Source organism: Luedemannella helvata, assembly GCF_039528415.1.
Lineage (GTDB): Bacteria > Actinomycetota > Actinomycetes > Mycobacteriales > Micromonosporaceae > Luedemannella > Luedemannella helvata.
The window spans coordinates 39123-45750 of sequence record NZ_BAAALS010000037.1; the positions used below are offsets into that span (position 1 = coordinate 39123).

Consider the following 6628-nt stretch of genomic DNA (forward strand, 5'->3'; position numbering starts at 1 on the left):
GAGTACGCCGCAGGCGAACACGGGCGGCGGCTGGGTAGGCTCCGTGGTCATGAAAAGACGTGCGACAACCGTCGTGGTCGGCGCCGTGCTCGTGGTGGCGCTGACGTGGCTGGTGGGCAGCGCCGACGTGCCGTACGTCCAGATGGAGCCCGGCCCGACATACGACACGGTGGCGGCCGACGACGCGGTGATCTCGATCACCGGCAAGGAGACCAGCAAGTCCGAGGGCGAACTGCTCTTCGTGACCGTGCGGGTCCGGCCCAACCTGACCCTCCTTGAGGCCCTGCGCGGCTGGTGGCAGCGTGACGCGGCCGTCGTGCCGCGCGAGCTGGTCTACCCCCCGGACAAGACCGAGAAGGAGGTCGAGCAGCAGAACGCCGAGGAGTTCGCCCGGTCGGAGTCCAGCGCCCAGCTGGCGGCGCTCGCCAAGCTCGGGTACGAGGAGCGCGTCGCCGTGGCGAAGGTCGGCGAGGGGGCGCCCGCGGCGGGCGTGCTCAAGGAGGACGACGTCTTCGTCTCCGTCGACGGCACCCCGGTCACGACGACCGACAAGCTGCTGGAGCTCATCCGCGCCAAGCCGGTCGGCACCGAGCTGACCATCGAGATCATCCGCGCCGACAAGCCGCAGACCGTGAAGATCAAGACGGTGGCGGGTGACGACGGCACCCCGCGCATCGGCGTCACCCCGAAGGTGGTCCGGCCACACCCGTTCACCGTGAAGATCCCGGTGGAGGACGTCGGCGGCCCGTCGGCCGGCCTGATGCTCAGCCTCGGCATCATCGACAAGCTCGACCCGGCCGACCTCACCGGCGGCAAGATCATTGCGGGTACGGGCTCGATCGACGACAAGGGGAAGGTGGGCCCGATCGGCGGCGTGCCGCAGAAGCTCGTGGCCGCCAGGCGCGACGGGGCCACGTACTTCCTCACCCCGAAGGACAACTGCGCCGAGGCGGCCGCCAACCCGCAGGAGGGGCTGACGACCGTCGAGGTCTCGACCCTCGACGACGCGCTCGCCGCGCTGAAGACCATCCGTGAGGGCGGTCAACCCCCGCTGTGTACCCGCTGAGAGTTGCCGATTCACCGCGAGTCTTGACCTGTGGTGGAGGGGACGGGGTAGCGCGCACACCGTAGTGTTGTCCCCCGTGGTGATGCGAAGCCCCCTGCCCAGAGTCAGTCGACGCGGTCGAGTCACGATCGTGGTCCTCGCCGTCGTGCTGATCGTCTTTATGTTCGCCGACCGGATCGTCAACCTGTGGACCGACTGGCTATGGTTCGGCGAAGTCGGCTTCACCAGCGTGTTCGCGGGCATGTTGCGTACGAGGTTGTTGTTGTTCCTGATCTTCGGCGTCGTGATGGCGGGGATCGTCTTCGGTAACCTCTACCTCGCATACCGGACGAGGCCGCTGCTGCGGGCCAACTCGCTCGAACAGCACGCTCTCGACCGTTACCGGGTGTTGCTGACGCCGCGCATCAAGCTGTGGCTGGGTCTGATCGCCGGCCTGGTGGGCCTGTTCGCCGGTCTCGCCGCGCAGGGGCGCTGGCAGCAGTGGCTGCTGTTCGCCAACGGCGGAAAGTTCGGCGTCCTCGACCCGGAGTTCAAGGTCGACGTCGGCTTCTACGTCTTCGACTACCCGTTCTGGCGCTACCTGCTCGACTTCGGCTTCGCCGCCACGACGCTGGCCATCATCGGCTCGCTCGCCATGCACTACCTCTACGGCGGCGTGCGCCTGCAGGGCGTCGGCGACCGGATGACGACCGCGGCGCGGATCCACCTCACCACGCTGATCGCCGTGTTCGTGCTCCTCAAGGCCGCCGCGTACGTGCTGGACCGGCGCGCCCTGCTGCTCGACTTCAACGAGGGCACCGACCTGTTGGGCGCCGGGTACACGGACATCAACGCCCTGCTGCCCGCCAAGGAGATCCTCGGCTACATCTCCGTGCTGGTCGCCGTGGCGGTCATCGTCTTCTCCAACATCCGCGGGCGCAACCTCGTGTGGGCCGGCGCCTCGCTGGCGCTGCTCGGCATCGCGGCGGTCGCGGTCGGCGGGGCGTACCCGGCCGCCGTGCAGCAGTTCACGGTCAAGCCGAACATCCGCGACAAGGAAGCGCCGTACATCAAGCGCACCATCGACGGCACCCTGGCCGCGTACGGGCTGGACAAGGTCCAGACGAAGGGATACGCGGCGAACACGCTGACGCCCCCGGCCTCGCTGACCACGGACAACACGGTCGTGCCCAACATCCGGCTGCTCGACCCGGCGGTCGTGTCCGACGCGTTCACCCAGGCCCAGCAGATCCGCAACATCTACGACTTCAACGAGCAGCTCGACATCGACCGGTACACGATCAACGGGAAGACCCAGGACTACGTCGTGGGGGTCCGGGAGATCAACTACACCAAGCTGACCGGCCAGCAGACCAACTGGCAGAACAAGCACACGGTGTTCACCCACGGGTACGGCTTCGTGGCCGCGCCCGCGAACAAGACGGTCTGCAACGGCCTGCCGTACTTCGTCTCGGGCGGCTTCCTCGGCGAACAGGCCGCCTCCGGCGAGAACGGCACGCCGTCGGGCTGCGCCTCGTCCACCGAGCTGATCTCGGCGCAGCAGCCGCGCATCTACTACGGCGAACTGGCCACGGACTACGTCGTGGTGGGCCGTCCCGACGGCTCGACCACGGACACCGAGTTCGACCGCCCGGCCGGCGAGAGCGAGCAGCACTACACCTACCAGGGCGCCGGGGGCGTCGACGTCGGCTCCTTCGGCCGCCGGCTGCTCTACGCACTGCACTACCGCGAGGGCAACTTCATCCTCTCGGACGCGTTCAACGACAACTCCAAGCTGCTCTACATCCGCGACCCGCGCGAGCGCGTGAAGAAGGTCGCCCCGTTCCTCACGCTGGACGGCGACCCGTACCCGGCCGTGATCGGCGGGAAGATCGTCTGGATCCTGGACGGCTACACGACCTCGTCGACGTACCCGTACTCGGACCGCACCGACCTGGCCGAGTCGACCACGGACGCGCTCACCGGGGCCGGCGGCGTGGCCGCCCAGGCCAAGGAGAACATCAACTACATCCGCAACTCCGTGAAGGCCACGGTCGACGCGTACGACGGCACGGTCACGCTGTACAACTTCGACGAGGCCGACCCGGTGCTCAAGGCCTGGAACAAGGCGTTCGGCGGCAAGCTCGTCAAGCCGAAGGCCGAGATCCCGGCCGAGCTGGCCGCGCACTTCCGCTACCCCGAGGACCTGTTCAAGGTGCAGCGGGACCTGCTGTCGCGGTTCCACGTGATGGACCCGAAGGAGTTCAACTCCGGGGCGGACTTCTGGCAGGTGCCCGACGACCCGGCGCGGCACGGCACTGCCACCACCACGGGCAAGCAGCCGCCGTACTACCTGCTGACCCAGTTCCCGGGCGAGACTGAGGTCACCTTCCAGCTCACCGCGGCGCTGACGCCCAAGGACCGGCAGAACCTGGCGGCGCTCATGACAGGCCGCTACGTCAACGGCGAGCCGAAGTTGGAGCTGCTCGAGCTGCCGCGGGAGAACCGCATCCCCGGCCCGGGCCAGTCGCAGCAGAACATGGCCAACGACCCGGACACGAGACAGTCGCTGAACCTGCTGCAGGGCACCGGCGGCCAGTCCCAGCTGGTCTACGGCAACCTGCTGTCCCTGCCGTACGGCGGCGGCATGCTCTACGTCCAGCCCGTGTACCTCAAGAGCAACGTGAGCAACCCGTTCCCGCTGCTGAAGAAGGTCCTGGTCAGCTACGGCGACAAGCTCGGCTACGCGGACACCCTCGACCAGGCCATCGCGCAGCTGGTCAAGGGCACCTCCACAGCGCCGCCGACACAGCCGACCAACCCCACCAACCCGACCACACCGACAACACCGCCGTCGACGCCCACGACGACGCCGCCGTCCACGCCGGCCGCGCCACCGGCGGGCGACCTGGCGGAGGCGACGGCAAAGGTCCAGGCCGCGATCGACAAGCTCCGCGCGGCCCAGACGTCCGGCAACTTCGAGGAGTACGGCAAGGCGCTCGCCGAGTTGGACGCCGCCATCAAGGAGTTCGAGGCGGCGCAGAAGGCCGCCAACCCGGGCGGCTGACCAGGCCCTTGGAGATCATGAACCGGATTGGTACCTATGGGTACCAATCCGGTTCATTGTTCCCGGGCGGGTGACGTGGGTCATCCTCTTTGCGGTTCCGGGTGGACATGAGCTAAGGTTTCCAAGGCGACGCGGGGTGGAGCAGCTCGGTAGCTCGCTGGGCTCATAACCCAGAGGTCCTAGGTTCAAATCCTAGCCCCGCTACTAGGAAAAACGCCCCCTCAGAGATCATCTGAGGGGGCGTTTTCGTTGTCTGGAAACCAGATCGGTAACCAACAGCGCTCTACGCTGCCGCTTCGTCGTCGTCTTCCGTAGGGTCGGCCGGCGGTTGCCACGCCTCGCCGAAGATCACGTCAGCGACCGTCTCGGCTGCGCCCCGGTCCCGTCCGGTCGACCGGTGCGTGTAGATCTGGAGCGTGTACGCCATGTTGGCGTGACCGATCCGGTCACTCACGATCTTCGGGTCAACGCCCGCGTCCAGCGACAGGGTGGCGTACGTGTGGCGCACGTCGTGCAGGCGGATCCGGGGCACCCCGGCCCGGTCCACCAAGCGGTTGAACCGCCGGGTGATCGTGTCCGGGTGGATCGGCCGCCCGTCCGGGTGGCAGAACAGCTTGCCGTGGTCCTGGTAGCTGTCCCCGAACGCTCGACGCTCCTCGTCCAGCATGGCGAGGTGCTTTCGCAGGTAGGCCACCGTGATCGGGTCCAGCGAGATCGTGCGGTTGCCGCTGGCCGTCTTGCCGTCCGAGTCAGCGGCCTTGCCGTCCACCACGACCCGCGTGTCCAACAGGTCCAGCGTGGCCGCGTCGCAGTCGAGCAGGTCGCACTCCGCGCCGGCCAGCTCCGACCGCCGCGCCCCGGTCGTCGCGACCAGGACCCACAGCGCGGCGTCGCGGTCACGGACGGCCACCTTGAGCCACGTGTTCAGTTCGTCGGGCGTCCACGTCGAGCCCTTGCGGCGCCGGGTCTGCCGCCGCTCGCGGGGGAGGCTCGCGTGTACGGCCGGGTTGTAGGACAGGTAGCGCCAGGCCACCGCGTCGCTCAGCGCCCGGTGCAGCATCCGGTGAACGTTCTTGACCGTCTTGGTCGCCAGTCCGGCCGGCTTCGCCACCGGCTTGCGGCCCCGCCGGTAGCGCTGCACCGCGTGCCGCGCGGCGTGGATCGTGACGTTGCAGTTCTCGCTAATCTCCTTCGGACTCGGCTCCACCCCGGCGACCTGCCGGGTCGACCAGTACTCGTACATGACGGTGTTGTTGTCCGGCTTGCAGCGTCCCGCTGTGAGCAGGTGGCGGTAGAACGTGTTCAGCGTGGGCACGTCGAGATCCTGTAGGTTCCGCCAGCCCAGCACACGTACCCCGTACGCCTTCCAGTAGTCCACGTAGTTCGTGTACGTCGTCGGCTTGATCGCCTCCCGGACCGCCGCGAGCCACTCGGCCATGAACTCCGCGACGGTCCGCTTGGACGGGCTAACGCGCTGGCCGCGCTCGTGCTCGGCCTTTGCCTCGATCGCCTTGGTCCACGCCTCCTCCTCGGTCGTGAACCCGCTCTTGTACTCCCACCGCCGGTCCCCGGTCAGCGGGTCACGCTCCAACTCGATCCGGTAGGCCCACTTCCGCCCACGCTGGTAGACCACCACGCCAGGGATGGGCGCGCGCTTCTTCGGCGGCTTCGTCACGCGGCCACCTCGTCGATCCCGTCGAACAGCGGTCGCAGCCTGGCGGTGATCACGTACACCCGGCCGCCAAGACGCTTGATCGGCAGTTCCTCGGCCGCCGCGTACCGGTACGCGGACGCACGGCTCAGGCCGAGAATCTTGGCCGCCAACGGGATGGAAATGAGCGCGGGCAGCCCGTTCACGTTGATCGAACCGCTTCCGGTCGTCGTCTCGACCGGCTGTCCGTTGGCACTGGATCGCATCTGAGCGCCTTTCGTCGTCGGGGCACCTTCGGTGGGGGATGCGTATGCGTCGTTCGTGACGGGCCGTAGAACGGCCCGCTGTGCGCGTCGCTGAGCCAAGATCTATGCCTTCTGCGAGTGTTGGGTAGGGTCTGTGCTGAAACACGGCTTGGATGCGCTTACATTCGTTGATCGCCTGACTCGCCCCGAGCGTGTTTCAGCGATCTAGGGGGACACCCAGGCCCCCGTGTCCCCCTAGATCAAATGCAAATGCCCTGGTCAGCGGCAGTTGGGGGACACGGGGGACACGGGGGACACGGGGGACACCTACGGCGCTGTCCCCGACTCGTCGTCGCTCGCGCGGTAGGTGCCGCCTGCGTCGGCGTGGAGCTGGGCGTCGGTGAGCATGCGCTGGCAGGTCTTCTTGACGGTGCCGTGATCGAGTCCGGTCCCCGCCGCGATCGTCTTCGGGGTGGCCGCGCCGTTGGTGCGCAGCCAGCGCAGGATGCGGGCGCGGCTGTCGCCCATGGCGTACTCGGCTGGCGGCCCGTCGAGCATCGACCATGCCCCGACCTCGGGGTAGAACCGCAGCGCGTATTCCGACTCGTCCACGTCGCGGC

The 6628-nt window shown here is 68.0% G+C and carries 5 protein-coding genes and 1 tRNA gene; 3 read left to right on the forward strand and 3 right to left on the reverse strand.

The genetic code is table 11. The features are described from left to right. The first annotated feature begins 49 nt into the window (after positions 1–49). The 3 genes from ABD191_RS25975 to ABD191_RS25985 all read left to right on the forward strand — a co-directional run bounded on the left by ABD191_RS25975 (position 50) and on the right by ABD191_RS25985 (position 4316). Positions 50–1066: a YlbL family protein gene (locus tag ABD191_RS25975; protein ID WP_344087557.1), complete on the forward strand. Its 1017-nt coding sequence runs from the start codon at positions 50–52 to the stop codon at positions 1064–1066. Positions 1067–1148: 82 nt separating this feature from the next. Next, the gene (locus ABD191_RS25980; RefSeq protein WP_344087575.1) at positions 1149–4112 is read left to right on the forward strand and encodes a UPF0182 family membrane protein; all 2964 of its coding nucleotides are present in this window, start codon (positions 1149–1151) and stop codon (positions 4110–4112) included. Positions 4113–4242: 130 nt separating this feature from the next. Further along, positions 4243–4316, forward strand: a tRNA-Met gene (locus ABD191_RS25985). 79 nt (positions 4317–4395) lie between these two features. Here the strand turns inward: ABD191_RS25985 and ABD191_RS25990 are convergent. The 3 genes from ABD191_RS25990 to ABD191_RS26000 all read right to left on the reverse strand — a co-directional run. Next, positions 4396–5787 (reverse strand): tyrosine-type recombinase/integrase, encoded by a 1392-nt coding sequence (locus tag ABD191_RS25990; RefSeq protein WP_344087560.1) that lies wholly within the window; start codon positions 5785–5787, stop codon positions 4396–4398. After that, on the reverse strand, positions 5784–6029 hold the full coding sequence (locus ABD191_RS25995; RefSeq protein ID WP_344087563.1) for a helix-turn-helix domain-containing protein: 246 nt from the start codon (positions 6027–6029) through the stop codon (positions 5784–5786). Before ABD191_RS25995 ends, ABD191_RS25990 begins: the two co-directional genes overlap by 4 nt. A gap of 306 nt (positions 6030–6335) precedes the next feature. After that, positions 6336–6628 (reverse strand): MarR family transcriptional regulator (locus ABD191_RS26000; RefSeq protein ID WP_344087565.1); only part of this gene is annotated, 293 nt, incomplete at its 5' end.

What these genes read in the sequence shown, in the direction of transcription:
- ABD191_RS25975 (WP_344087557.1), top strand. Translation starts at nt 50, where the DNA reads ATGAAAAGACGTGCGACAACCGTCGTGGTCGGCGCCGTGCTCGTGGTG.
- ABD191_RS25980 (WP_344087575.1), top strand. Translation starts at nt 1,149, where the DNA reads ATGCGAAGCCCCCTGCCCAGAGTCAGTCGACGCGGTCGAGTCACGATC.
- ABD191_RS25995 (WP_344087563.1), bottom strand. Translation starts at nt 6,029, where the DNA reads ATGCGATCCAGTGCCAACGGACAGCCGGTCGAGACGACGACCGGAAGC.